Here is a 22,194-nt window from a genome sequence, read left to right as displayed (position 1 = left end):
CGATGACGGACGTCCGGTCCACCGACCGGCTCACCGATGCGGAGGTGGCCGCCGTGCTGGCGCTGGCCGCCGCGGCGGACGAGGCCGACGGCGTCCATCCGTTGTCCGAGGACGGCCTGCTCGGCCTGCGCGGCACCGCGCACCGGCATCTGCTGGCCCTCGCCGACGACGGCGACCTCGCGGGCTACGCCTACCTGGCCGGCCCGGCCGACGTCACCGGCACGCCCGATGTCGCCGGCAGGTCGGGTGAGCTCGTCGTGCATCCGAAGCACCGGCTGCGCGGGCACGCCACCGCCCTGCTCGCCGCCGCCGGCACCGGCGAGCTCCAGTTCTGGGCGCACGGCGACGAGCCGGCCGCCCGGGCGTTCGCCGAGAAGGCGGGCTTCACCCGCTCGCGCGTGCTGTGGCAGATGCGCCGCCCGCTCGCCGACCTGCCCGAGGTGCCGCTCCCCCCGCAGGTGCGGTTGCGAGCCTTCGTCCCGGGCCAGGACGACGCGGCCTGGCTGGGAGTCAACTCGCGGGCGTTCGCTCATCACCCCGAGCAGGGCCGGTGGACCGAGCACGACCTGCGGTTGCGCTTCGCCGAGCCGTGGTTCGACCCGGCCGGCTTCCTGCTCGCGGTCGATCCCGCCGATGACCGCCTGCTCGGCTTCCACTGGACGAAGGTGCACCCGGCCGAGGGTGGCGAGCCGGCGATCGGCGAGATCTACGTGCTCGGCGTCGACCCGGGCGGCCACCGCCGCGGCCTGGGCGCCGCGCTGAGCGTGGCCGGCCTGCGGCACCTCGCGGGCCGGGGACTGAGCCACGCTCTGCTCTACGTGGACGAGTCGAACGCCGCGGCGGTGGCGCTCTACCGCCGCCTCGGCTTCGAGATCCACTCCACCGACGTGCAGTACACGAGGGCTAGCTAGAAGCCAGCTCCTCCTCCGCGCCGAGCAGGACCACCGGGCACGTCGCCGCGTCGGTGAGGGCCGTCGTGAAGCTTCCCTCCGCGAACTGGACGGCCGGCCCGTGCGCCGAACGCCCCACCGCCACGGCCCGGGCCCGCAGGTCCGCGGCGTGCCGCGCCAGCACCCGACCGGCCGCGGCGTGGTCACCCACGCTGGTGAGGATCTGCCCGGTCGCCGCGACGCCGTGCCGCGCCAGCCGGTCCAGGTGCTCGCGGACCGCCGCCCGGGCGTGCTCCGCGTCCTCGGGCTCGATGGCGAGCTCCTCCAGCACCACGGTCTCGCGGATGCGGACGACCTCCAGGGCGCTGCCCTGATCGCGGGCCAGGGCAGCGGCCGCGTCGACGATCTCGGCCGCCTCCGGGGTCGCGCCGACGGCCACGAGCACCGGGCGCGAGTCCGCGGTCACCGCGGCGCCGACCGGTTCGAGCACCGGTCCGACCGGCTCGGCCGCGCCGGACTCGGCCGCGGTCACCAGCCGGCGCCCGGTCGCGAGCACCGGGATGGCGAGCAGGAAGGCCACGCCACCCACGTAGAACGGGACGCCGAGGTCCGTGGCGTCGGCCAGCTTGCCTGCGACGAACGGGGCCAGGCCGCCGCCGATGAAGCGCACGAAGCCGTACGCGGACGAGGCGACCGACCGCTCGACCGGCGACACCAGCATGACCGCCTGGGTGGTGAGGGTGTTGTTGATGCCGATGAAGGCCCCGCTGACGATCACGGCGACGACGACCGTGGCAGGCGTGGTGACCCCGGCGGCGATGACGACCATGACGACGGCGAGGGCGGCCATGTTCACGTAGAGGACCGGCGCGGTGCCGAAGCGGGCCTGCAGGCGCGGGGCCACGAAGACACTGAAGATGGCGACGAGCAGGCCCCAGCCGGTGAACACGAGCCCGAGGTCGTGCGCGCCCAGCTCCATCGGGTACGGCGCGTAGCCCAGCATCGTGAAGAAGCCCCAGTTGTAGAGCAGCGCCATGATGCCCATGGTCAGCAGCCCGCGGTGCCGCAGGGCCCGCAGCGGCGCGCCCAGCGACGTCGGCCGCTCGGGCTTGGGCAGCGCCGGCACGAAGAGCAGGGTCGCGATCATGGCGATGGCCATCAGGACGGCGACCCCGAAGAACGGGCCGCGCCAGCTGATGCTGCCCAGCTCGCCGCCGAGCAGCGGCCCGACCGCGATGCCGAGGCCCAGGGCGGTCTCGTAGAGGATGATCGCCCCGGCGAAACCGCCGGACGCCGACGCCACGATGACCGCGAGGCTGGTGGCGATGAAGAGGGCGTTGCCCAGCCCCCACCCGGCGCGGAAGCCGACGATCTGCCCGACCGTGTCGGACGTGCCGGCCAGGGCCGCGAAGACCACGATGATCGCCAGGCCGACGACGAGGGTCCGCTTGGGGCCGATCCGGCTGGCGACCGCGCCGACCACGAGCATCGCCACCGCCGTGACCACCAGGTAGCTGGTGAACAACAGGGAGACCTGACTCGGCGAGGCGTGCAGGTCGCCGGCGAGCGCGGGCAGGATCGGGTCGACGAGGCCGATTCCCATGAACGAGATGACGCAGGCGAAGGCGACCGCCCAGACCGCACGGGGCTGCCGGAACGGGTTGGTGGCCGGCTGGTGAGGCGCTGTCATATCTGTATTATGCAGCTACTTTGCCGTCGACCGCATCGTGTCGCACGCCACTCCGAAGCCCGCCAGGTTAACGGAAATGGTTGGACAATCCCGTCAGTAGCACCTCGGTTCACGTAACGGACAACCCCGCCTCAGCCAAAGGCAACGAGCCGGGGACGAACCGTTCACCCTTCGTTCACTTAGGCCCGGGAAGCCGGTCACCTGGCGCTCCTAGCTTTCCGGGTGTGCCGATGAGACCTCGGCCGGCCGGGATCCGTAAGCCCGGAGATGCAATTCCATTCGAAGGGAAGACCGTGAAGCTCCAGCGGTACTACGTTGCCGGCATTGCCTTGACGACCGCGCTCGCGCTCGCCGCGTGCGGCTCTGACAACACCGACACGCCTGCGGCCGGTGCCTCCGCGGCCAAGGGCAACTGCGCCGGGGGACAGCTGACGGCCCAGGGTTCGTCCGCGCAGAAGAACGCGATGGACGAGTGGATCAAGACGTACCAGGGCCAGTGCGCCGACGCGAAGATCGGCTACGAGGGCACCGGCTCCGGCGCGGGCATCCAGGCGTTCATCTCCGGCACGGCCGACTTCGCCGGCTCGGACTCCGCCCTCAAGCCCGAGGAGCAGCCGCAGGCCGACGCCAAGTGCTCCGGCGGCCAGGCCCTCAACCTGCCGATGGTGGTGGGGCCGATCGCCGTCGTCTACAACGTCGACGGCCTCGACAGCCTCCAGCTGTCCGCTCCCACCATCGCGAAGATCTTCAGCGGCAAGATCACCAAGTGGAACGACCCGGCCATCGCCGCCGAGAACAGCGGCGCGAAGCTGCCGGCCACCGCGATCCAGGCCGTGCACCGCTCGGACGAGTCGGGCACCACCGACAACTTCACCAAGTACCTGAGCAAGACCGCCGAGGCCGACTGGACCTTCGGCAACGCCAAGGCGTGGAAGGCACCGGGCGGCACCGGCGCCAACAAGTCCGACGGCGTCGCGTCGCTGGTCAAGAGCACCGCGGGCACCATCTCCTACGTCGAGCTCTCCTACGCCGAGAACAGCGACCTGAAGAAGGCCAAGATCAAGAACGGCGCGGGCGAGTACACCGAGCTGACCGGCGAGAGCGCCGGCAAGACCATCGCGGGCGCCAAGGTCGCCGGCACCGGCGATGACCTGAAGCTCGACATCGACTACTCCACCAAGGAGGCGGGCGCCTACCCGATCGTCCTGGTCACCTACGAGATCGCCTGCAGCAAGGGCAGCCCGAAGGCCGCCGCCATCAAGGGCTTCCTGAGCTACACCTCCAGCACCGGCGGCCAGTCGGCGCTCGGCGACCTGGGCTACGCCCCGCTGCCGGAGTCGGTCCGCAGCAAGGTCGAGGCCTCGGTCGCCAAGATCTCCTGAACCACCGGCACCACCGGAGCAAGAACCCCCCGACTAGACGACAGCGAGCGAGCGAATGGGTGACTATCCCTCCCGCTCGGCGAACCCCAGCGCCGGTGGACCGGGTGTGACAGCACGTCACACCGGGTCCGCCGGCACCGGCGTATCGCCGATCCCTCCCGATGACCGCCTCGGCAGCCGCCCGCCGCTGGGTGGCGGGGGTGCGCTGCCCACGAAGGCCCGGTTCTCCATGGAGTCCGGCTTCCGGGGCCTCAGCACGGCGGCCGGCGCGATGGTGCTCGTCATCATCGTCGCGATCGCCATCTTCCTGATCAGCAAGGCGGTGCCGGCCCTCCACGCCGACACCGAGAACTTCCTGACCTACAAGGCCTGGTTCCCGAACGACGCCCAGCCGCACTTCGGCATCGCGGCCCTCGCGTTCGGCACCCTGCTGACGTCCGTCATCGCGCTGATCGTGGCGGTGCCGATCGCCCTCGGTATCGCGCTGTTCCTGTCGCACTACGCGCCCAAGCGGCTCGCCACGCCGCTCGGGTTCGTCATCGACCTGCTGGCCGCCGTGCCCAGCGTGGTCTTCGGCCTGTGGGGCCGCGACGTCCTCTCCGAGCCGGTGCAGAGCTTCTCGGTCTGGCTCAACAAGTACTTCGGCTGGCTGCCGATCTTCGGCGGAGACGGCCCGTTCGGCCGATCCATCCTGCTCGGCAGCCTCGTCCTGGCGATCATGGTGCTGCCGATCGTCACCTCCCTGTCGCGGGAGGTCTTCCAGCAGACCCCCGGCATGAACGAGGAGGCGGCGCTCGCCCTGGGCGCCACCAAGTGGGAGATGATCCGCACCGCGGTGCTGCCCTACGGCAAGCCCGGCGTCATCGCCGCGGTCATGCTGGGCCTGGGCCGCGCCCTCGGCGAGACGATCGCCCTGGCGCTGACGCTCGGCACCACCTTCACGATCTCCTTCAACGTCATCCAGAGCGGCGGCAACTCGATCGCCGCGAACATCGCCAACACCTTCGGCGAGGCCAACGCCACCGGCCGGGGTGCGCTGATCGCCTCCGGCCTGGTGCTGTTCGCCATCACCCTGGTGGTCAACATGGCCGCGCGGGCGATCATCTACCGCCGCCGCGAGTTCCGGGACAGTGCCGCATGAGCCTCCTCGAGCGTGAAACACCGGGCGTCGTCATGACGCCGGACCACATCCGGTCGCGGAAGCTGCCGGTCGTCGCCGACCTCGGCATCGCCGTCGTGGCCCTGCTGCTCTCCGCAGCGGTCGTCCTCGGCCTCGGCATCGGCAACTGGGTGCTGGTCGTCGTCCTCGGCGTCGTCCTCTACCTGCTCGGCCTCTACTTCGGGGCGAGCCAGGTCGAGGGCAAGCGCTCCGCGCGCAACCGCATGTGGCGCGCGGCCATCTACGTCGCCTGCGTGCTCGCCATCCTGCCGCTCGCCTCGGTCGTGTGGACGCTCGTCTCCAAGGGCGCCGCCCGACTCGACGGCGATTTCTTCGGCACGTCGATGAACAACATCGGCGCGCGGGACCCGAACGGCGGCGCGTACCACGCGATCATCGGCACGCTCGAGCAGGTCGGCATCGCCACCCTCATGGCGGTGCCGCTCGGCGTACTCGGCGCGATCTACCTGGTCGAGTACGGCCGCGGCAGGTTCGCCCTGACGGTCCGGTTCTTCGTCGACGTCATGACCGGCATCCCGTCGATCGTCGCCGGCCTGTTCGTGCTGGCGTTCTGGGTGCTCATCGTCAGCCCGTGGTTCAACAACGGCTCGCCGCGCTTCTCCGGGTTCGCCGCCTCGCTGGCGCTGACCGTGTTGATGCTGCCCACGATCGTGCGGTCCACCGAGGAGATGCTGCGGCTCGTGCCCGGGCCGCTGCGTGAGGGTGCGTACGCGCTGGGCGTACCGCAGTGGAAGACGATCCTGAAGGTCGTCCTGCCCACCGCGCTGCCCGGCATCGTCACCGGCATCATGCTCGCCGTGGCCCGCGCGGCCGGCGAGACCGCGCCGGTGCTGCTGGTCGCCGGCGGCGCCGCGGCGATCAACATGGACCCGTTCGGCGGCAACCAGTCGTCGCTGTCGCTCTTCGTCTACCAGCAGGCCAGCGACGCGTCGAAGTACGCACCGGCCCGCGCCTGGACGGCGGCACTGACGCTCGTCGCCCTGGTCCTGCTCCTGACCATCGCAGCGAAGCTGCTCGCCCGCCGCAACCGGCTGTCCTGAGGTAAAGGTGTCCCCCATGGCCAAGCGCATCGAGGCGAGCAACGTCTCGTCCTACTACGGCTCGTTCAAGGCGATCGACAACATCTCGATGACCGTCGAGCCGAAGACGATCACCGCCCTGATCGGCCCGTCCGGCTGCGGCAAGTCGACGTTCCTGCGGTCCATCAACCGCATGCACGAGGTGCTGCCCGGCGCCCGCATCGAGGGCCGGCTCACCATCGACGACCAGAACATCTACGACGCGGACGTCGACGTCACCGCCGTACGCCGCATGATCGGCATGGTGTTCCAGCGCCCGAACCCGTTCCCGACGATGTCCATCTACGAGAACGTGGTCGCCGGTCTCAAGCTCAACGGCGTCAGGAAGAAGTCCCTGCTGGACGAGGCGGCCGAGAAGTCGCTCAAGTCGGCGAACCTCTGGGACGAGGTCAAGGACCGGCTCAACCGCCCCGGCGCGGGCCTGTCCGGCGGTCAGCAGCAGCGGCTGTGCATCGCCCGTACCATCGCGGTCGAGCCGCAGGTCGTGCTCATGGACGAGCCCTGCTCGGCGCTCGACCCGATCTCGACGCTGGCGATCGAGGACCTGATGTTCAAGCTCAAGGACCGCTTCACGATCATCATCGTCACGCACAACATGCAGCAGGCCGCCCGGGTCAGCGACAAGACCGGCTTCTTCTCGATCGACAAGACCGGCGAGCCGGGCCGCCTCATCGAGTACGCCGACACCCAGAAGATCTTCAGCAACCCGACCGAGAAGAAGACCGAGGACTACATCACCGGCCGCTTCGGCTGAGACTCGGACTCACGGAAGTCGCACCACCGCGCCGCCGTCGCCGGTCAGCTCCACACGGGGCATGATCGGCACGGCGGCGTTCCGCTGCCCGCTCGCTGCCACGAGATCTTCGATTTTCCGGTACGGGGACAGCTGCTCGAGTGTCACCCGCGTAGGCGGCAGCATGGCCAGGCCGTCGGCGGCCGCCGGGCTGATCCAGGTGGTCGCGTCAGCCTCCCCGGACACGTCCCGTGCCGCCTGCCCGTCCGGCAGCAGGGCCACGAAGAACCAGGTGTCGAAGCGCCTCGGCTCGAACTCGGGCGTGATCCACCGCGACCACGGCACCAACAGGTCGTCCCGCAGCCGCAACCCGCGCCGGGCGAACAGCTCCGCCATGGTCAGCTCCCGCGCGGCCACAGCCCGGCGGTCGGCCTCCCACTCGTCGCCGGCCACGTCGCCGACCGTACGGTCCGGCTGCTCCACCGGGCCGGCCAGCAGCACACCGGCCTCCTCGAACAGCTCGCGCGCCGCCGCGCCCACCACAGCACGCGCCTCGTCGTCGGGCACACCCAGCTTGTCGGCCCAGTCCTGCCGGATCGTCTCGGGGCGGTCGTCCGGGTCGACGCGGCCACCCGGGAAGGCGTGCACCCCGCCGAACACCATCGTCGTCGCGCGTTTGAGGACGTACACCTCAAGGGTTTCGGGGTGAAGGAGCACGACGGTCGCCGCAGGGCGCGGCACCACCGGCGTGCCGCGGAACTCGCGGGCCTTCTGGACCATGGCGGGCGGCAAGGGCATCGTTCGGCTCACACGTTGATCCTGCCCCACTCGGGCCTGCCGGCGTTACGGTGGCGACCATGACGATCACGCGCTGGGGCATTCTGGGCACCGGCGGCATCGCCGCCACGTTCGCATCCGACCTCCCGCTCGTTCCCGGCGCCGAGCTGGCCGCGGTCGGCTCCCGCACCCCCGAGGCCGCGGGGGCGTTCGCCGAACGGCACGGTGCCGCCCGTTCGCACGGCACCTGGGCGCAGCTCGCAGCCGACCCCGACGTCGACGTCATCTACGTGGCGACGCCGCACGCCTACCACCACGCCGCGACGATGGCGTGCCTCGCCGGCGGCAAGCCGGTGCTCTGCGAGAAGCCGCTGACCCTGGACCGGGCCACCTCGGCCGAGCTCTTCCAGGAGGCGCGGAACCGTGGTCTCTTCCTCATGGAGGCCATGTGGATGCGCTGCAACCCGGCGATCCGCAAGGTGCGGGAGCTGATCCGCGACGGCGCCATCGGCGAGGTGGTCACGGTCCACGCCGACCTCGGACTCCAGGGCCCGTTCGCACCGACCCACCGGCTGCGCGACCCGGCCCTCGGCGGCGGCGCCCTGCTCGACCTCGGCGTCTACCCGGTTCACTTCGCGCACCTGCTGCTCGGCGAGCCGGCGACCTTCCGCAGCTGGGCCCGGCTCACCCCCGAGGGGGTCGACGAGACCACCGGCCTGCTGCTCGGCTACGAGTCGGGCGCGGTGGCGGCCCTGACGTGCAGCATCTCCGGGGCGTCCCGCAACGCGGCGTCCGTCACGGGCACGCTGGGCCGGATCGACCTGCCGGAAGGCTTCTACGTGCCGCGCTCGTTCGTCCTGCGGCGCAAGGACGGGACGGCGGAGACCTTCGACTTCCCGTTCGACGGTCACGGCTTCCACTTCGAGGCGGCGGAGGTGCAACGCTGCCTCACCGAGGGACTGCGGGAGAGCCCGCTCGTCCCGCACGCCGTGACCCTCGAGGTCATGGAACTGCTGGACGCGATTCGCGCAGAGATCGGCGTTGCCTACGCGTAAGCCTTGTGCCCTCTCCGGCCGGACCGTCTTTCCCCTTCGGATAGGTGCGCTCGCCACTTCGCATCGCCGCATCGAAGATGAGGGAATCGAGCGCCGTCTGCAACACCTCGGCCTCACTGATCGTCAGCCGCGCGACGCAATGGCGGGAGCCGGAGGCCGCCACCAATTCGATCATCACCCGGCGGCCACCGGCGGCCCGCTCGCGTCCCAGCGCCACCGTCACCGCGCCTTCTTCCGAGAGGACATCGCCGACGGTTAGTTGCACGCTCATCGTTTCTCCCCAAGGCTCTATCCGACTTGCTGGCCAGCCGATCGTCACGGCGAGGAAGCCGGAATGCAAGGTTCCAAAAGGGGACTTTCCATGTTGATCATTGACGATGGACGATCGCCCGCGTAGACCTACCAGAGAGCACCGTGGAGAGTTCCATGATGGAATCTCCCAGCGGTCGGAACGGAAGGCGGTCGCAGGGTGGCGGTCGAAGGCAGCGGCTCGACGGTCCCCCGCCGCAGTCTCGGCATCGGCCTTCGCGCCGCCAGGGAGAAGGCAGGTGTCAAGCTCAAGGACGCGGCCGCGATGCTGGGCGTGAGCGAGCAGACGATCTGGCGGATCGAGCAGGGCACCACCTCGACCAAGCCCCCATATGTGCAAGCTCTCTGCGACGCCTACGGGGTGCATGACGGAATGCGGACGGTGTTCGTCGGACTTGCCCGGGAGACCCGATCGCGTGGGTGGTGGCACGCCTACGGCGATGTCCTTCCCACGTGGTTCGAGGCATACGTGGGGCTGGAGCAGGCCGCCCGGCGCATCCGCATCTTCGACCCGACCATGATCCCCGGGCTGCTGCAGCACCGCGACTACACGGGGGCCTTCATCAGAGTGGAGCGCCCCGGCCTGTCGGACGACGAGGTCGAGAAGATGATCGAGTTGAAGCAGTCCCGGCAGCAGCTGCTCACCCGGTCCTTCCCGCCTCCACCCTCGGTCGAGGTGGTCATCAGCGAGACCGTACTCATGGCCGAGCCGAAGCCGGAAGGAACGATGCGCAGGCAGATATGGCACCTGCTCAAGGCGACCGAGCTGCCCAACGTGACAATCCGCGTTCTCGACCGCCGCGTCGGCCCGCATCGGGCCTCCGTCGCAGGCGCGTTCAGAATGCTTGACTTTCCGGAGCAAAACGGCAGCGCGCCGCCCCCCACGGTCTACAGCGAGAATCTGACCGGAGCGCTTTACCTGGACAAGGCTTCCGAAATTGAGGCCTACTCCGACGTCTGGGAAGCGATCTTCGATGCCGCGCTACCGAGGGATCACACCGGCGAATTGCTGAAGGATTACCTGAGGGAGTTGAACGATCGTGAAAGTTGACCTCACCACAGCGATCTTCAAGAAGTCACAGCGTTCCGGTGACAACGGCTGCGTCGAGGTCGCCACGAACCTTGCCAGTGTTGTCGCGGTGCGCGACAGCAAGGAGACGGCCGGACCGGTTCTGGTCTTCACCAAGGCGGAATGGTCCGCGTTCGTCGGCGGCGTACGGGACGGAGAATTCGACCTCTAGCCCGGACATGACGGAGCCCCGCCCTCGACAGCGAGAGCGGGGCCCGGCGAGCAGACCGGATCAGCCGAACAGCGGCCGTACGCAGAAGTAGACGATGCAGGCGATGCCCGCCGCCGCCGGGAAGGTCGTCACCCAGGCGATGACGATGTTGCCTGCCACGTTCCAGCGGACGGCGGAGAGCCGTTTGGTCGCACCCACGCCCATGATCGCCGAGGTGATCGTGTGGGTGGTGGAGATCGGGGCCTTCAGCACGAGCGCGTTGAAGAACAGCACCGAGCTGGCGACCATCTCGGCCGCGAAGCCCTCGGCCGGGCCCAGGTCGATGATCTTGCGGCCGAGGGTGCGGATGATGCGCCAGCCACCGGCGTACGTACCGGCCGCGAGCACCGCAGCCGAGGTCCAGAACACCCACCACGGGATCTCCGTCGCGCTGTCCTGGAAGCCGCCGGTGTAGAGCGCGAGGACGATGATGCCCATCGTCTTGGCAGCGTCCTGCATGCCGTGGCCGACGGACATGAACGCCGCCGAGATGGTCTGAGCGACGCGGAAGCCGCGGTTCAGCTTGCCGGGCTGACCGCGCCGGAACGACCACATGATCGCCACCATGACGGCGAAGCCCAGCAGGAAGCCGACGAACGGCGAGGCCACCATCGGGATGATGACCTTCTCGAGGATGGTGCCCCACTCGATCGTGCCGTCGTTGGCGAAGAGCGTCGCGCCGACCAGGCCGCCGAACAGCGCGTGCGACGAGGACGACGGCAGGCCGAAGTACCAGGTGATCAGGTTCCACGCGATGGCGCCCATCACGCCGGCGAAGACCACGCCGAGGCTCGGGACGCCGACCGGCAGCTTGACCAGGCCGTCGCCGACGGTCTTGGCGACGCCGGCGCCGAAGTGGGTGCCGATGAAGTTGCCGACCGCGGCCATCGCCAGCGCCACCCGGGGGGTGAGGGCCCGGGTGCTGACGCTGGTGGCGATGGCGTTCGCGGCGTCGTGGAAGCCGTTGGTGTAGTCGAAGGCCATCGCGGCGATGATCACCGCGAGGACCGCTATCAGCTCAGCGGACAAGGCCTAGGACTCCTTGACCGTGATGGTCTCGACGGTGTTCGCCACGTGCTCGAAGGCGTCGCAGGCGGCCTCGAGCTCGTCGGCGACCTCCTTCATCTTGAGGACCGTCAGGGCGTCGTACTCGCCGGAGAACAGCCGGACGAGCAGCATCCGGTACGCCCGGTCGCCGTCGTTCTCGAGCCGGTTGATCTCGATCCAGTACTCCTCGAGACCCTTCATCGTCTTGAGCCTCGGCATCGAGTCGGCCGTGATCTTGGCCTGCTGGTCGAGCACGTTGACCAGCTCGTGCATCTCCCGGGGCAGCGAGGGCAGCTCGGTCAGCCCGTACAGATAGAGCAGGTTGCCGACCGCCTCCAGGTGGTCCATGACGTCGTCGAGCTGCGAGCCCAGCGAGTAGATGTCCTCGCGGTCGAACGGCGTGATGAAGGTGGAGTTGATCTTCTTGTAGAGATCGTGGGTGATCTGGTCGCTGTCGTGCTCGACATCGGTCAGCCGGTCGCTGACGGACTGCACGTCGACGCCGGGCAGGGCCAGCTCGTTGAGCAGCTCCGTACCCCGGACGAGGTTCTGAGCGGCTCGGGTGAACAGCTCGTAGAAGGCGCCCTCGGTGGGGCGGAAGGAGAACTTCACGGCGCGAACCTCGTTCGACGGGTGGACGGCTCTGGCGGATTCCCGGGGAATGCTAAGGAACAGGTCTCCCGTTGCGGAGCCCGCCTACCCCTGCTCAGCAGCAGTTCAGGCTTCGTTCACTTGGCGTTAACCTTGAACGGTCGCTTATGTGGATCTTTCAGACCGTCTGCGCCATGTCGGTCCGCCGCGGGCTGGGCGACGGCCGCCGTACGACGGACGGCGGAAGGGTCCGGTGTACCGGGTTGCGCCGCAGGTGACGGGCGAGCCCGGCCTGGTCGGCGTCCGCGATGACGTCCACGCCGGCCTCCCCCAGCTCGGTCCAGACGGCCTGCCTCGCCTTGCGCGTACCGGACGGCAGCCCGGAGATCCGCACCGTCCGCCCGTCCTCGTGAGCCGAACGCACCAGCGCGTGCAGCAGGTGCCGCTCCTCGGCCGGGATGGGCTCGCAGCCGTCCCAGCCGAAGCGCCGGGTCCACTGCTCGCTGATCATCGGCACCAGCTCCGGCGGGGCGGTCGCCGAGCCGATGTCGTCGAAGGAGCCGTCGGCGAACGCGTACCGCTCCCGCTGGGTCGCCAGCAGGTCGCGAGCGTCGACGATGCCGGCGATCGACACGGTGACGGCGCCGGCGAGCAGCTTGCCGTCGACGCAGCGGCTGATGAGCGGCGCGTGGTCGCGAAGCTGCTGGTCGAGCATCCGGTACGCCCGGAGCAGCGCCTCGGCGTCGCGTACGGGACCGGCGAACTCCACGACGAGCCGGAACGGGACCCGCTGGTCCCGGCACAGCCGGCCACCCCGGGCGTGGGCGCGGGAGAAGAGCGGGCCGAGCACGAGCCGGCGCAGCGTACGCCCCGGACGCGGCGCCCCCGGCCCCAGATAGAGCTCGCCGTGCGGGCCGGGCCGGACCGGGACGGTCAGGCCGGCGAGCCCGCGGCGCAGCACGTCGGGCAGCGGGTCCAGAGCCTCCTCGCCGACCAGCGCATGCCCCGCCGGCAGGTACGGGCCCGGCCTGCGGGCCACCGCGATGCCGAGGGTCGTCACGCCGGTGACTCCGGCGAGCCCGGCCAGGCCACCCAGGAGCGTCGCCATGTCGTCCGCCACCGTCCTACCCCCGTTTCCCCCCGCCGTAAATCCGGCCAAATGCCCCTATAGCGTTCACCACTGTGTCACATGTGACACCGCGGACCGGGCAATGTCGCGCAGAATTCCTCCATGCCGTCTTTGGCCGTGGACGAGTTCGAGACCGAGCGCCCGCACCTGCTGTCGGTCGCGTACCGCATGCTCGGCAGCCACGCCGAGGCCGAGGACGCCGTGCAGGAGGCGTGGCTGCGCTACCACCGGGCCCGCGACGCCGGCGACGACATCCGGGACCTGCGCGGCTGGCTGACCACGATCACCGGACGGATCTGCCTCGACGTGCTGAAGTCCGCCCGGGTACGCCGCGAGGCCTACCCCGGCCAATGGCTTCCCGAGCCGGTCGTCTCCCGCCTCGACGACCCGGCCGAACGCGTCACCCAACGCCAGGAAGTGAGCCTCGCGCTGCTGGTGGTCCTCGAGAAGCTGACCCCGGAGCAACGCGTCGCCGTGGTCCTGCACGACGCCTTCGCGGTGCCGTTCGAGGACATCGCGGAGGTTCTCCACACCAGCGTGGCCGCGGCCCGGCAGCACGCCTCGCGGGGCCGCAAGGCGATCGCCGACGGCGAGGCCCGCAACACCGCCGACCGCGCCGAACAGCGCAAAGTCCTGGAGGCGTTCCTCACCGCCGCTGCCGACGGCGACCTGAAGGCGCTGGCAGCGGTGCTCGCCCCGGAGGTCGTGACCATCGGCGACGGCGGCGGTGTGGTCAGCGCGGGCCGCAACCCGATCTTCGGCGCCGAGAAGGTGGCGCGCTTCTGGGCCGGCGTCTTCCGCCGCATCGAACGCGAGGTGGCCGCCATGTCGGTGGAGCCGGTGCTGGTCAACGGTGACGCGGGCGTGCTGGTCACCGGCCGTTACGCCGACGGGCGGGAGCTGCTGTCCGTGCTGTCGGTGGCCGTCGCCGACGGCCGCGTCACGGCCCTCTACAACCAGCTCAACCCGGCGAAGCTGGGGTCAGTCGCTGACCGTTGAGAGCCATTTCCGGTACGCCGTAGCGAACGGCTCGGTGCCGTCACCGAGGGCGACCACGAGCTCGCGAGCCGCCGCGTGCGCCTCGCCCACGACGTCCTCCGGATAGCCGAACGCCACCCGGTGCTCCTCGAACTCGTCCTCGTCGCGCAGCTCGACCAGCCCCGAATCCCGCCGGCGGGACACGTCGAGGTCGAGGTCGACGATGTGGACGGTGTCGCCGTCCCAGCGCGCCGGGGTGGTGATGTCGCAGTAGACCTCGCTGGTGCGCGGCGGCGGGTTGAACATGCCGGTCCACCACGCGCTGTGCGGGATGAGCAGCACGAACGGAATCTGCTCGACCGACGGCTGGCCGTGGTAGACGGACGCCGTGCCACGCGTCACGCCGACCCAGACACCCAGGTCGTCCTCGTTCAGCCGGCGGGCGGGATAGTCGCGGTGAGCCGATCCGTCGTACTTGGTGTAGACCACCCGGACCATCTCACTCGGCATGACAAGACCCTAACGGTGCGCCGGTTTCGTCGGTGGTGGCGGGTACGGTCTTCGACGTGACTGCCCCCGCCAAGTCCCGCCGCACCACCGCCGCCGCCAAGGACCTGCTCGCCGCCGCGGTCGGCGCGGTTCCCGGAGGCGCCTCCCGCCCCGGTCAGGAGCAGATGGCGACGGCGATCGAACGGGCCGTCCGGCAGAAGGAGCACCTGCTCGTCCAGGCCGGGACGGGCACCGGCAAGAGCCTCGCCTACCTGACCCCGGCCCTCCTCGTCGACGGCCCGGTGGTGGTCTCCACTGCGACCCTCGCCCTGCAGAACCAGCTCGTCGAGCACGACCTGCCACGCCTGGCCGAGGCGGTCGAGCCGGTGCTGGGCCGCCGCCCCACCTTCGCGGTCCTCAAGGGCCGGCACCACTACCTGTGCGTCGCCAAGCTCGAGCACGCCGACGAGGAGGAGCCCACCGACACGCTCTTCGACGACGCGCCGGCCCGCGCCACCCAATGGCTGGGCGAGGCGGGACGGCTCGGCAAGCAGATCCTCCGGGTCCAGGAGTGGGCCGAGAAGACGAAGACCGGCGACCGCGACGAGCTCGACCCCGGCGTCGACGACACGGCGTGGCGGCAGGTGTCCATGCCGGCCCGCGACTGCGTCGGCGCGGCCCGCTGCCCGTACGGTGCGGAATGCTTCGCCGAAGCCTCGCGGGCCCGCGCCCGCGAGGCGGACATCGTGGTGACCAACCACAGCCTGCTCGCGGTCGACATGCTGGCCGAGCGCAACATCGTCCCCCCGCACAAGCTGCTGATCGTCGACGAGGCCCACGAGCTGGCCGACCGCGTCTCCTCGGCCGCCCAGGCGGAGCTCACCCCGGACGCGGTGGAGCGCGCCGCGAAACGCGCCCGCCCGCTCATCCCGCCCGCCGTGGCGGATTCCCTCGCCGGGGCGGCCGACGCCCTCACGGTGGGCCTGGCCGACCTGCCCGCCGGCCGCCTGACCACCGGCCTGCCCCCGCTGCTGCACCAGGCCCTGCTCCTGACGGACGCGGCGACCCGCGCGGCCCTCGAGGCGATCGGTGACATCAAGGCCGACGACCCGGACCCGGTCCGCAAGCAACAGGCCAAGGCCACCCTCGACGACGTGTCCACGACGACCCAGCGGCTCCTCGAGGAGTCCGACTTCGACGTCGCCTGGGTGGAGAAGAGCGACATGGGCAGCGGCCGCCGAGCCGTGGTGGTGGCGCCGCTGTCGGTGGCGGGCACGCTCGCCTCCAACCTGTACGACGACCGCACCGTCGTCGCCACCTCGGCAACGCTCACCCTCGGCGGCCGCTTCGACACCGTGGCCCGATCGCTCGGCCTGCCGGTCGCCACCCCCGCTTCCCCGGCCGCTGCACCGGTGCCGGCCGCGCGTTCCGGCTCGGGCCTGAACCCCGACGCCCCGCCGGTCTGCGGAGACGGATGGACCTCCCTCGACGTCGGCTCCCCCTTCGACTACCCCAAGCAGGGCATTCTGTACGTGGCAGCGCACCTCCCCCGCCCCGCCGCCTCGGGCCTGCCGGACGGCGCGGGCGAGGAGCTCCTGAAGCTGGTGGAGGCGCTCGGTGGCCGTACCCTCGGACTGTTCTCGTCCCGGCGCGCCGCGACCCAGGCCGCGGAGCTGCTCCGCGCCAAGACCGACCTGCCGATCCTGCTCCAGGGCGAGGAAACCCTGCCGATCCTGGTCCGCAAGTTCAAGGAGCAGAAGGAGAGCTGCCTCTTCGGCGTCATGTCCCTGTGGCAGGGCGTCGACGTCCCCGGCGACGCCTGCCAGCTCGTGGTGATCGACCGCCTGCCCTTCCCCCGCCCGGACGAACCCCTCGCCGCCGCCCGCGCCGCCGCGGTCGACGCGACGGGCGGCTCCGGCTTCGCGGCGGTCAGCGTGCCCATCGCGGCGGTACGCCTCGCCCAGGGAGTCGGCCGCCTGATCCGCTCCACCGGCGACAAGGGCGTGGTGGCGGTGCTGGATTCCCGCCTCGAGACGGCCCGGGGCTACGGCGCCTTCCTCCGCAAATCGCTGCCCCCGTTCTGGTACACGACCCGCCCGGACGTGGCGATCGGCGCTCTGCAGCGCCTCGCCAAGCCGTAGCGGCTCGCTTTCCGTCGCTAGGCGTGCAGCTCGCTGGCGGTGACCACCACGGCGTCCGGAGGGACTTCGGGCCGGCGGCGGGCCAGGCGGCGGATGCCCGTGTTCAGGACCGCGATCAGCGGCACCGCCACCAGCGCCCCGATGATGCCGGCCAGCACCACCCCCGAGGCGATACCGATGATCACCACGAGGGGATGGATGGCCACCGCCCGGCCCATGATCAGCGGCTGCAGGACGTGACCCTCGACCTGCTGGACGAAGATCACCGCGCCCAGCAGGATCAGCGCGACGATCCAGCCCTGGTCGACCAGTGCCACCAGCACCGCCACCGCCCCGGAGACGCTGGCGCCGACGATCGGGATGAAGGCGCCCAGGAAGACCAGCGCGGCCAGCGGGAACGGGAACGGGACGTCGAGGATCACCAGGGCCAGCCCGATGCCGGCGGCGTCGATGAAGGCCACCAGGACCGTGGCCCGCACGTACGAGCCGAGCGTCGCCCACGAGGCGTCACCGGCGTCGGAGAGGCTCCAGCGGGCGTTGACCGGGAACAGGCGTACCAGGAAACGCCAGATCTTGCGGCCGTCGCGCAGGAAGAAGAAGGTCGCGAAGAGCACCAGGAGCGTGCCCGTCAGCACCTCCGCCAGGGTGGCCGCGGTCGCGAAGCCCGTCTCCGTGAGCTGCGACGTGTTCAGGTTGATCCAGCTCTGCGCCGAGTCGATGGCCTGGTCGACCTGGGCCTGCTTGAGGTGCAGCGGGCCGGTCCGCGCCCAGTCCTGGATCTGGCGGATGCCGTCGCTGGCCTTGTCGGTCAGCTGCGGCAGACCGTCGACGAACTGGTTGACCACCAGCGTCAGCGTCCCGGCCACCGCGCCGATGCCGCAGATCAGCACCAGGAACGTGGCGAGCGACGGCGGCAGGCGCAACTTCAGCAGCCAGCCGACCGCGGGCGCCAGCAGCGCCGAGAGCAGCAGCGCGATCGCCAGCGGGATCACCACGATGCTGACGGTGCCGATGAAGCGCAGCAGCACCCAGCCGACGACCCCCACGACGATGAGCCGCCACGACCAGGCCGCGGCGATCCGCAGCGAATGCGGCACCTCGGCGTCGTCCCGGCTGGCGATCGAATGGTGCTCGAACGACGCCACGGGCTCCGGTGGCTCGAACTCGACCTCGGCGTCCTCGACCGGGCGCTGGGTCTCGGCCCGAGCCGTCCGTACCGACTCGCGGCCCGACTCGTACGCCCGGCGCAGATTCGCCCGGACACGCTGCAAGCGGCTCAACCGCCCAACCCCCTCGCCGTCGACACGCGGTCTTCACCGTAGTGCAGACCGGCACACGTGCATGTCAGGAGTGGGGCGTACCGTCCTAGCGTGAGCACCGACACCCAGACCGAGGCCGGGCTGCCCATCCGCATGCTGCACGACCGTGTTCTCGTCCGGCTCGACGGCGGCGAAGGGGAACGCCGATCGAGCGCCGGCATCGTCATCCCCGCCACCGCATCGATGGGCCGGCGCCTCTCCTGGGCCAAGGCCGTCGGCGTGGGGCCGAACGTCCGATCCATCGTGGTCGGGGACCGGGTGCTGTTCGACCCCGAGGACCGAGCCGAGGTGGAGCTGCACGGCAAGGAGTACGTGCTGCTCCGGGAGCGGGACGTGCACGCGGTCGCGGCCAGCCGGGTCGAGTCCGACGGGACCGGTCTCTACCTCTAATGCCCCGTCGGCGGCTCGTGGGCGGGCGGCTGACCGTTACTCGGCGGCGTCTCGTCATCCGGGGAGGCGCCGTGGGTCGGCGGCTGGCCGTAGGCCGGCGGGCCTGACGCCGGCGGCTGGCCGTAGCTTGGCGGCTGGTCGTGGACCGGCAGGGTTGACGCCGGCGGCTGGCCGTAGGCCGGCAAGCCTGACACCGGCGGCTGGCCGTAGGCCGGCAAGCCTGACGCCGGCGGCTGGCCGTAGGCCGGCAAGCCTGACACCGGCGGCTGGCCGTAGGCCGGCAAGCCTGACACCGGCGGCTGGCCGTAGGCCGGCAAGCCTGACGCCGGCGGCTGGCCGTAGGCCGGCAAGCTTGACCCCGGCGGCTGGCCGTAGGCCGGCAAGCTTGACCCCGGCGGCTGGCCGTAGGCCGGCAAGCCTGACGCCGGCGGCTGGTAGTCGGTCGGCGGCTGGCCGTAGCTCGGCCCGCTGGAGCTCGGCAGGCTTGACGCCGGCGGCTGGCCGTAGCTCGCCGGCTGGCCGTAGCTCGGCGCGCTGGAAGCCGGCGGCTGGCTGGCAGCCTGCGGCGGGCCGTAATTCGGCCGGTTGTAGGCCGGCGGCTGGCCGTAGGTCGGAGGCTGGCTGTAGGCCGGCGGCTGGCCGTAGGTCGGGGCCTGACCATGGGTCGGGGGCGGACTGAAGGCGGCCGGCGGCCCGTAGTGCGGCGGGCTCGAGGCGGGTGGCGGCGCGTATCCCGGCGTGGAACCGGATGGCGGCGCGTAACCCGAGGCGAGGCCGGGTGGCGGCCCGTAGCCCGGCGGCGGGCCGTAGGAAGGGCCGTAGCCGGGCGGTGGCGCGTAGCCCGGCGGCGGGCCGTAGGCCGGGGGGCGGCCGTAACCCGCGTACACGGGAATCTGGGGTGCCATGCGGACCGGGACCGGCACCACCGGCTCCTCGGGCGGGGGGACCGTGCGCGTCACGCCGTCCGGGAACGCGATCTGGTAGTGCGAGCCGTCCCAGAAGGCGAGCGGCATCTGCGGATCGCGGCCGATGAAGACCGACCGGTAGCCCGCGATGTCCGTGAGCAGCTTCCGCTCCTCCTCCTGGGCCCGGTGCAGTTCCTCGGGGCCACGGTGCAGGCCGCGCTGCATGCCGTCGCGCAGCAGGGCGAGCTGGGTGGCCGCCATCTGGAAGCCGCGCATCGCCCGCAGGCCCGCGTCGCCCGCTACCCGTCTGGCCCACTGGCGGGCCGAGTGGCGGCGGCCGAGGCTGCCCAGCGTCGCCACCTCCGGCGGGGAGAGCCAGCCGGAGTGGACGTAGTGCGGCAGGGTGCGCTCGCTCAGGCGGCCCTCGTAGCCCCGCAACGCGATGGCGAAGCCCAGCGCCGCGAAGAAGAAGGGGACCATGAAGCCGAGGTAGCCGTACAGCATGATCAGGGTCTCTCCGGTGGCCACGGAGAGCGTCGGCAGCAGGTTGAACGTGCCGTGCAGGATCATCGCGAGCAGCAGGCCGGCGATCGGGGCGAGCCACCGCACCCGGCGGTCCGCCGAGCGCGCCGCGATGCCGAGGCCGATGCCGGTCATCGAGGTGAACAGCGGGTGCGCGAAGCCGGTGAAGAGGATGCGCACGATGAAGATGAGGAAGAGGTTCTGGATGCCGGTCGCCGGGCCGTACTGGTCGGCGCCCGCCGCGTAGCCGTGCCCGCCCAGGTAGAGCACGTTCTCCACCATGGCGAAGCCCAGTGCGGAGAGGCCACAGTAGACGATGCCGTCGGTGATCCCGGACCATTCCCGGCGCCGGCGCCAGAACAGCAGGATCGGGCCGAGGGCCTTCATCGACTCCTCGATGAAGGGCGCCACGAGCACGGCGACGAGCGCGTCCGGCAGCCCGAGCTTGTCGAAGCCCCAGGCGGCGAGGCTGTTGACGCCGATGGCCACGAGGGTCGCGACGGCCGAGCCCCAGGCGAAGCAGAAGACCAGGTAGCGGCTCGGCTCCGGCTCGTAGCGGTCGAGCCAGAGGAAACAGCTGACCAGTACGGGGACCGGCAGGATGGCTGCAGTGAGGCCCACCACCAGGCCGACCGGGCCGTTGCTGACGCCGAGGATGATCAGCATCGCGATCGCGCAGGCCGCGATGAACCCGATGATGCCGACGAGGGGGAGCCACCGGCGCCAACCGGCGCGACGGCCGGGCATCGGCGGCATCTGCGACGGGTCGGGCGGCTGGGTGGCGGCGTCGAACGGCACCGCGGAATCGGCCGGGGGTGCCACCACCGCCGGGCCCGAGGCCGACGGCAAGGGGGTCGTGAAGGCCGCGGTGGCGGCGAAAGCAGAGTCCCGGTCCGGGGAAGCGGCCGAGGCGAAGTCTGGAGCCGAGGAAACCGGCGAGGCCGCATCGCGCTCGGGGAAAACGGCCGGGGGCGGGAACGCGGCCGGTGGCGGGTCGGCGGGGGCGGGCGGCCCGGATGCCGGGTGGGGTGCCGGGGCGGGCGGTCCGCCCGGAGCTTCGTCGGCCATGCCGCCAGCGTAGCCACCCCGGCTCACCGCGGCGTGCGCGCGCCGAGGGAAACGATCAAGATGCGTCGCGGGCCGGGCGGCCGCGGCGGGCCGTACGCCCCCGCCCGTGCCAGCCGACCGCCCGCCGCACCAGCCGGGGCGCCTCCGCGTATTCGATGCCGGTGGCCCGCAGCAGATCCGTGACGGTGGTGCGGACCTGGGCCACTACCACGCCGCCGGAGAATCCGACCCCGTCGTCGTAGGCCTCTCCGGCCCTCGCTGCCGCCCGCAGCGCGCGCTCGCGGGTCGCCTCCGGCTCGGCGCCGCGGGCCCATTCGTGCCGCAGCAGGTCGACGGCGTCGCCCAGCAGCGCGACGGAGGCCGGCAGGCAGGGCGGGATGCGTTCCTCGTCGTCCATCGCCGTGATCACCCGGCGGGTCAGTACGCGGACGTTGCGCAGGGCGTACGTGAGGTGCGGGGCGCCCTCGACGTACTGGCTGAGCATGCCGCGCGAGCGCCACCGGGCCGGCGCGAAGGCGACGTTCTCGCTGGCCGCTGTGGCCGCATGGGCGAATGCCGCGAAGTTGTTCTCGGCGGCGCGCAGGTCGGCGAGCGCGGCGCGTACCTCGTCGGCGTCGGCGTGCTGCATGCCCCGGGCGACGGCGCGGAGCCCCTCCGCCATGGCCTGGAGTGCGGGGTCCGCGGATCGGCGTACGACGGTCAGCGGGTTGAGCGGCAGCAGAAGCGTCATCACCACCAGGCCGACCGCGCCGCCGACCAGGGCGTCGAAGAAGCGGGTCCACGGCAGGCCGGTGGCGGATGTGAGCGTGGCGACCAGCACCGCGGAGGAGGCGGACTGGACGACCAGCGGCGTCCCGCCACCGACCGCCGCGGCGACCAGGATCGCGAGCAGGACCACCACGCCGATCTGCCACGGTCCGGTGCCGATGAGCAGGATGATCGCGTCGCCGATGCCGATGCCGATGGCGACGCCGACGACCAGCTCGATCGTGCGCCGGGCCCGCTGCCCGACCGACGAGGCGAGCGTGATCACGGCCGCGATGGGCGCGAAGAACGGACTCGGCCGCCCGATCAGGTCGTGCGCGATGTACCAGGCGATGCCGGCGCCGGCACCGGCCTGCAGGGCGAGGCCGAAGCCGCCACGTACCCGGGCATAGCCGGCGCGGATCCCGGAGCGGGACCGGCCGCGGAGCTCGGCGAGGACGGCGGCCAACCCGCGCTGTGACCCGGCATCCGTCAT

General features: G+C 71.2%; 20 protein-coding genes and 1 pseudogene. 11 read left to right on the top strand and 10 right to left on the bottom strand.

Annotation, left to right across the window (positions count from 1 at the left end; all coding sequences use genetic code 11):
- The first annotated feature begins 2 nt into the window (after window positions 1-2).
- Window positions 3-911 (top strand): mycothiol synthase, encoded by a 909-nt coding sequence (mshD, locus tag ACIBO8_RS03305; RefSeq protein ID WP_396113444.1) that lies wholly within the window; start codon window positions 3-5, stop codon window positions 909-911.
- Here mshD and ACIBO8_RS03300 read toward each other — a convergent pair.
- Complete coding sequence (locus ACIBO8_RS03300) at window positions 904-2,580, bottom strand: MFS transporter (protein ID WP_396113443.1); 1,677 nt, start codon at window positions 2,578-2,580, stop codon at window positions 904-906. The genes mshD and ACIBO8_RS03300 overlap by 8 nt on opposite strands.
- A 293-nt stretch (window positions 2,581-2,873) precedes the next feature.
- Here ACIBO8_RS03300 and pstS point away from each other — a divergent pair, with 293 nt between their 5' ends.
- Genes pstS through pstB form a run of 4 tightly spaced genes read left to right on the top strand, consistent with a single transcriptional unit; the run spans window position 2,874 to window position 6,975 of the window.
- On the top strand, window positions 2,874-3,962 hold the full coding sequence (gene pstS / locus ACIBO8_RS03295) for a phosphate ABC transporter substrate-binding protein PstS (RefSeq protein ID WP_396113442.1): 1,089 nt from the start codon (window positions 2,874-2,876) through the stop codon (window positions 3,960-3,962).
- Between the two features lie 55 nt (window positions 3,963-4,017).
- Window positions 4,018-5,103 (top strand): phosphate ABC transporter permease subunit PstC, encoded by a 1,086-nt coding sequence (gene pstC, locus ACIBO8_RS03290; protein ID WP_396113441.1) that lies wholly within the window; start codon window positions 4,018-4,020, stop codon window positions 5,101-5,103.
- Entirely contained in the window at window positions 5,100-6,182 is a 1,083-nt protein-coding gene (pstA, locus tag ACIBO8_RS03285) for a phosphate ABC transporter permease PstA (protein WP_396113440.1), read from the top strand. Before pstC ends, pstA begins: the two co-directional genes overlap by 4 nt.
- 16 nt (window positions 6,183-6,198) lie before the next feature.
- Window positions 6,199-6,975 (top strand): phosphate ABC transporter ATP-binding protein PstB, encoded by a 777-nt coding sequence (gene pstB / locus ACIBO8_RS03280; protein WP_396113439.1) that lies wholly within the window; start codon window positions 6,199-6,201, stop codon window positions 6,973-6,975.
- 9 nt (window positions 6,976-6,984) lie between these two features.
- Here the strand turns inward: pstB and ACIBO8_RS03275 are convergent, their stop codons facing one another.
- The gene (locus ACIBO8_RS03275; protein ID WP_396113879.1) at window positions 6,985-7,752 is read right to left on the bottom strand and encodes an NUDIX hydrolase; all 768 of its coding nucleotides are present in this window, start codon (window positions 7,750-7,752) and stop codon (window positions 6,985-6,987) included.
- Window positions 7,753-7,811: 59 nt separating this feature from the next.
- Here ACIBO8_RS03275 and ACIBO8_RS03270 point away from each other — a divergent pair, with 59 nt between their 5' ends.
- Entirely contained in the window at window positions 7,812-8,786 is a 975-nt protein-coding gene (locus ACIBO8_RS03270; RefSeq protein WP_396113438.1) for a Gfo/Idh/MocA family protein, read from the top strand.
- Here the strand turns inward: ACIBO8_RS03270 and ACIBO8_RS03265 are convergent.
- Window positions 8,734-9,057, bottom strand: coding sequence for a hypothetical protein (locus ACIBO8_RS03265; RefSeq protein ID WP_396113437.1), 324 nt, complete (start codon window positions 9,055-9,057; stop codon window positions 8,734-8,736). The genes ACIBO8_RS03270 and ACIBO8_RS03265 overlap by 53 nt on opposite strands.
- Before the next feature lie 198 nt (window positions 9,058-9,255).
- Between ACIBO8_RS03265 and ACIBO8_RS03260 the strand changes: the two genes are divergently transcribed.
- Together ACIBO8_RS03260 and ACIBO8_RS03255 are read left to right on the top strand one after the other, a co-directional pair.
- On the top strand, window positions 9,256-10,146 hold the full coding sequence (locus ACIBO8_RS03260; RefSeq protein WP_396113436.1) for a helix-turn-helix transcriptional regulator: 891 nt from the start codon (window positions 9,256-9,258) through the stop codon (window positions 10,144-10,146).
- Window positions 10,136-10,336: a DUF397 domain-containing protein gene (locus ACIBO8_RS03255; protein WP_396113435.1), complete on the top strand. Its 201-nt coding sequence runs from the start codon at window positions 10,136-10,138 to the stop codon at window positions 10,334-10,336. Before ACIBO8_RS03260 ends, ACIBO8_RS03255 begins: the two co-directional genes overlap by 11 nt.
- Before the next feature lie 60 nt (window positions 10,337-10,396).
- Here ACIBO8_RS03255 and ACIBO8_RS03250 read toward each other — a convergent pair whose 3' ends face one another.
- The 3 genes from ACIBO8_RS03250 to ACIBO8_RS03240 all read right to left on the bottom strand — a co-directional run bounded on the left by ACIBO8_RS03250 (window position 10,397) and on the right by ACIBO8_RS03240 (window position 13,121).
- Complete coding sequence (locus tag ACIBO8_RS03250; RefSeq protein ID WP_396113434.1) at window positions 10,397-11,404, bottom strand: anion permease; 1,008 nt, start codon at window positions 11,402-11,404, stop codon at window positions 10,397-10,399.
- A gap of 3 nt (window positions 11,405-11,407) precedes the next feature.
- Window positions 11,408-12,034: a DUF47 domain-containing protein gene (locus ACIBO8_RS03245; RefSeq protein WP_396113433.1), complete on the bottom strand. Its 627-nt coding sequence runs from the start codon at window positions 12,032-12,034 to the stop codon at window positions 11,408-11,410.
- Window positions 12,035-12,191: 157 nt separating this feature from the next.
- Window positions 12,192-13,121 (bottom strand): hypothetical protein, encoded by a 930-nt coding sequence (locus ACIBO8_RS03240; RefSeq protein ID WP_396113432.1) that lies wholly within the window; start codon window positions 13,119-13,121, stop codon window positions 12,192-12,194.
- Between the two features lie 123 nt (window positions 13,122-13,244).
- Between ACIBO8_RS03240 and sigJ the strand changes: the two genes are divergently transcribed.
- Window positions 13,245-14,141 (top strand): RNA polymerase sigma factor SigJ, encoded by an 897-nt coding sequence (gene sigJ, locus ACIBO8_RS03235; RefSeq protein WP_396113431.1) that lies wholly within the window; start codon window positions 13,245-13,247, stop codon window positions 14,139-14,141.
- On the opposite strand, the gene ACIBO8_RS03230 is transcribed toward sigJ, so the two are convergent.
- Window positions 14,124-14,630, bottom strand: coding sequence for a DUF402 domain-containing protein (locus ACIBO8_RS03230; protein ID WP_396113430.1), 507 nt, complete (start codon window positions 14,628-14,630; stop codon window positions 14,124-14,126). The genes sigJ and ACIBO8_RS03230 overlap by 18 nt on opposite strands.
- A 164-nt stretch (window positions 14,631-14,794) precedes the next feature.
- On the opposite strand from ACIBO8_RS03230, the gene ACIBO8_RS03225 reads away from it, so the two are divergent.
- Window positions 14,795-16,750: an ATP-dependent DNA helicase gene (locus tag ACIBO8_RS03225; protein ID WP_396113878.1), complete on the top strand. Its 1,956-nt coding sequence runs from the start codon at window positions 14,795-14,797 to the stop codon at window positions 16,748-16,750.
- A 17-nt stretch (window positions 16,751-16,767) separates the two neighbouring features.
- On the opposite strand, the gene ACIBO8_RS03220 is transcribed toward ACIBO8_RS03225, so the two are convergent.
- Entirely contained in the window at window positions 16,768-18,030 is a 1,263-nt protein-coding gene (locus ACIBO8_RS03220; protein ID WP_396113429.1) for an AI-2E family transporter, read from the bottom strand.
- Window positions 18,031-18,162: 132 nt separating this feature from the next.
- Here ACIBO8_RS03220 and ACIBO8_RS03215 point away from each other — a divergent pair, with 132 nt between their 5' ends.
- Window positions 18,163-18,459 carry a co-chaperone GroES gene (locus ACIBO8_RS03215; protein ID WP_189200617.1) on the top strand — a complete coding sequence of 99 codons (297 nt, stop codon included), beginning with the start codon at window positions 18,163-18,165 and terminating at the stop codon, window positions 18,457-18,459.
- A 563-nt stretch (window positions 18,460-19,022) separates the two neighbouring features.
- On the opposite strand, the pseudogene ACIBO8_RS03210 reads toward ACIBO8_RS03215, so the two are convergent.
- Together ACIBO8_RS03210 and ACIBO8_RS03205 are read right to left on the bottom strand one after the other, a co-directional pair.
- Window positions 19,023-20,954: pseudogene (locus tag ACIBO8_RS03210) on the bottom strand (PrsW family glutamic-type intramembrane protease); the annotation flags it as partial.
- 55 nt (window positions 20,955-21,009) lie between these two features.
- A complete protein-coding gene (locus ACIBO8_RS03205; RefSeq protein ID WP_396113428.1) occupies window positions 21,010-22,194 on the bottom strand; it encodes an aromatic acid exporter family protein in 1,185 nt (394 codons plus the stop codon).

The organism is Actinoplanes sp. NPDC049681, assembly GCF_044465265.1.
Lineage (GTDB): Bacteria > Actinomycetota > Actinomycetes > Mycobacteriales > Micromonosporaceae > Actinoplanes.
Note: the sequence above shows the minus strand (reverse complement) of the source record. Positions and strands in the feature narration are given on the sequence as shown.

Excerpts from the sequence above, each read along its gene's own strand:
- mshD (WP_396113444.1), top strand. The coding sequence starts at position 3 with ATGACGGACGTCCGGTCCACCGACCGGCTCACCGATGCGGAGGTGGCC.
- ACIBO8_RS03300 (WP_396113443.1), bottom strand. The coding sequence starts at position 2,580 with ATGACAGCGCCTCACCAGCCGGCCACCAACCCGTTCCGGCAGCCCCGT.
- pstC (WP_396113441.1), top strand. The coding sequence starts at position 4,018 with ATGGGTGACTATCCCTCCCGCTCGGCGAACCCCAGCGCCGGTGGACCG.
- pstA (WP_396113440.1), top strand. The coding sequence starts at position 5,100 with ATGAGCCTCCTCGAGCGTGAAACACCGGGCGTCGTCATGACGCCGGAC.
- pstB (WP_396113439.1), top strand. The coding sequence starts at position 6,199 with ATGGCCAAGCGCATCGAGGCGAGCAACGTCTCGTCCTACTACGGCTCG.
- ACIBO8_RS03275 (WP_396113879.1), bottom strand. The coding sequence starts at position 7,752 with ATGCCCTTGCCGCCCGCCATGGTCCAGAAGGCCCGCGAGTTCCGCGGC.
- ACIBO8_RS03270 (WP_396113438.1), top strand. The coding sequence starts at position 7,812 with ATGACGATCACGCGCTGGGGCATTCTGGGCACCGGCGGCATCGCCGCC.
- ACIBO8_RS03265 (WP_396113437.1), bottom strand. The coding sequence starts at position 9,057 with ATGAGCGTGCAACTAACCGTCGGCGATGTCCTCTCGGAAGAAGGCGCG.
- ACIBO8_RS03240 (WP_396113432.1), bottom strand. The coding sequence starts at position 13,121 with ATGGCGACGCTCCTGGGTGGCCTGGCCGGGCTCGCCGGAGTCACCGGC.
- sigJ (WP_396113431.1), top strand. The coding sequence starts at position 13,245 with ATGCCGTCTTTGGCCGTGGACGAGTTCGAGACCGAGCGCCCGCACCTG.
- ACIBO8_RS03230 (WP_396113430.1), bottom strand. The coding sequence starts at position 14,630 with ATGCCGAGTGAGATGGTCCGGGTGGTCTACACCAAGTACGACGGATCG.
- ACIBO8_RS03225 (WP_396113878.1), top strand. The coding sequence starts at position 14,795 with ATGGCGACGGCGATCGAACGGGCCGTCCGGCAGAAGGAGCACCTGCTC.
- ACIBO8_RS03215 (WP_189200617.1), top strand. The coding sequence starts at position 18,163 with ATGCTGCACGACCGTGTTCTCGTCCGGCTCGACGGCGGCGAAGGGGAA.
- ACIBO8_RS03205 (WP_396113428.1), bottom strand. The coding sequence starts at position 22,194 with ATGACGGATGCCGGGTCACAGCGCGGGTTGGCCGCCGTCCTCGCCGAG.